Below are 2,420 nucleotides of genomic sequence, written 5' to 3'. Positions count from 1 at the left end.
TCAGATGTTTTCGAACTTGCCCGATTTCGCGTCATAGCCCTCGAGACCGCCCTCGCCGATATTGTGCCACAGCCCGTGCAGGCTGAGATCGCCGGCCTCGACCCGCTCGCGCACGAAGGGGAAGGTCATCAGGTTTTCCAGCGACACCACGACCGCCTGCCTTTCAAAGGCGCGCGCCTTGGTCTCGGGGTCCTTGATCTTGGCCACTGTCTCATAGCGCGGCTTCAGCATGTCCATCCAGCGCCCGACGAAACTGTCCTTGGCTTCCAGCTGCGGCGCCTTGCCTTCGCACATGTCGATACAGCCCTGCACACCGCCGCACTGCGAATGGCCCATGACGATCAGATGCGCCACCTTGAGCGCGGTCACGGCATATTCCACCGCCGCGCTGGTGCCGTGGAAATCACCATCGGGATTATAGGTCGGCACCAGGTTGGCGATGTTGCGGTGGATGAAGAACTCGCCCTGATCGGCACCGAAGATCGAGGTCACATGCACCCGGCTGTCACAGCACGAGATCACCATGGCGCGGGGATGCTGCCCCTCGGCCACGAGATGGCGGTACCATGACTGGTTCTGGGTGTAATTGGTGGCCTTCCACCCCAGGAACCGTTTCACCAGATAGCTCGGCAATGGCTTGGCGTGTTGCATTGTCACTCCTTCGGATTTGATTGGAAGAGAATTAGCGCCAAATTGCCGGGATTTCGAGGGGTGAATTGCCGCAAGCCCTAAACATATGGCAAGGGTTTCGCCGCCAATCTGACCCTGTTGGCGGGGGCGCGAACACGGGGGGGGGTGCCGGTGGCACAGGTCTCAGTGCTGGAAACGGTCGATCACATCTGTCTCAATCCGCAGCGGATGCAGCAGCTGCGCCTGCAACTGGGCGAGCAGGCCAGCCGGACGGTGGCGCTGCGCGCCGTCGAGGATCTGGCCCTGCGGCTCGAGGATCTCGGGCAGGTCGCGGACGGCGCGGCAGCGGGCGACATGCACAGGCGCGGCCGCGCGATCAAGGCAGTGGCCGAGCAGATCGGCCTCGACACGCTGGTCATGGTGGTCGACGACGTTCTGGCCTGCCACGCCAGCGGCGATCCGGTGGCGCTGGCCGCCACCCGCGCCCGCCTGCAGCGCATCGGCTGGCGCTCGCTCGGTGAAATCCGCGCCATGCTGGGGCAAAGCGGCTGAAGCGGCTTGCAGCCCCGCAAAGAGACGATAGGCTGTCTCGAGCCCTCCCAGCAAAAAAAGGCCGCCGATGACCCTCAGCTTCGCCCCAGCCTCCGACAGCGCCATTGCGCTGCTGCCCCTCGACCAGGACCAGTTCGACGACTGGCTGGCCGGACAGGACGCCGCCACCCGGACCTGGCTCACCGCGACCGGCTTCAAACCCAAGCTCGGGGCCGCGACCCTGGTGCCCGGCGCCGACGGCGCGCCCCGGATGGCACTGGCGGGCTATGGTACCGCCGCGACCCGGGCGCGGGGCCGCTTCCCGCTGGCCGCCGCCGCCGCCGCGCTGCCGGCCGGCGTCTACCGGCTGGCCGCGCCCCTGCCGGCGGGCGATGCCGAGACCGAGGCCCTGGGCTGGCTGCTCGGCCAGTACCGGTTCGACCGCTACAAATCGGCCAATGGCGCCGGCGCCGAACTGGTCTGCCCCGAGGGGCTCGACGCCGCCCGCATCGAGACCATCGCCAATGCCGAGGCGCTGACCCGCGATCTCATCAACACCCCGGCCGGCGATCTCGGCCCCGCCGCGCTCGAGGCGGCGGCGCGGCAGCTCGCCGACAACTTCGGCGCCCGCATCGCGGTCACCACCGGCGCCGAGCTGCTCGCGGCCAACCTGCCGATGATCCATGCCGTCGGCCGCGCCGCCGCCGAGGCGCCGCGCCTGATCGACCTGCGCTGGGGCACCAGCGGCCCGGCGCTGACCCTGGTCGGCAAGGGGGTCTGTTTCGACACCGGCGGACTCAACCTCAAGCCCGGCAGCTCGATGGCGCTGAGGAAAAAGGACATGGGCGGCGCGGCCACGGTGCTGGGCCTGGCGCGGATGATCATGGGGCTGGGCCTGCCGCTGCGGCTGCGGGTGCTGATCCCGGCGGTGGAAAACGCGGTGGCCGGCAATGCCTTCCGCCCCGGCGACATCCTGACCTCGCGCAAGGGGTTGACGGTCGAGATCAACAACACCGACGCCGAGGGCCGTCTGGTGCTGGCCGACGCGCTGGCGCTGGCCGCCGAAGAGGCCCCCGACCTGCTGGTCTCGATGGCCACCCTGACCGGCGCCGCGCGGGTCGCCGTGGGGCCCGATCTGGCGCCTTTCTACACCGACGACGACCGGTTCGCCGCCGCCCTCTGCCGGGCTGCGGGCGATGTCGCCGACCCGGTCTGGCGGCTGCCGTTCTGGGACCCCTACGAGGCGATGATCGAGCCCG

Annotated in this window: 3 protein-coding genes; 2 read left to right on the top strand and 1 reads right to left on the bottom strand. The window is 68.9% G+C overall.

Translation table 11 applies throughout. From position 1 onward, the window contains the following. On the bottom strand, positions 1 to 651 hold the full coding sequence (locus tag ABZD10_RS15245; protein ID WP_372887822.1) for a carbonic anhydrase: 651 nt from the start codon (positions 649 to 651) through the stop codon (positions 1 to 3). A 150-nt stretch (positions 652 to 801) separates the two neighbouring features. Here ABZD10_RS15245 and ABZD10_RS15240 point away from each other — a divergent pair, with 150 nt between their 5' ends. Both ABZD10_RS15240 and ABZD10_RS15235 read left to right on the top strand, forming a co-directional pair. Then, positions 802 to 1,182: a hypothetical protein gene (locus tag ABZD10_RS15240; RefSeq protein ID WP_372887820.1), complete on the top strand. Its 381-nt coding sequence runs from the start codon at positions 802 to 804 to the stop codon at positions 1,180 to 1,182. Positions 1,183 to 1,249: 67 nt separating this feature from the next. Further along, positions 1,250 to 2,420 (top strand): M17 family metallopeptidase (locus ABZD10_RS15235; protein ID WP_372887819.1); only part of this gene is annotated, 1,171 nt, incomplete at its 3' end.

It is taken from the genome of Shimia sp. (genome assembly GCF_041624275.1).
GTDB lineage: Bacteria > Pseudomonadota > Alphaproteobacteria > Rhodobacterales > Rhodobacteraceae > Shimia.
The sequence above is the reverse complement of the archived record's forward strand: the minus strand, read 5'-3'. Positions and strand labels throughout refer to the sequence as shown.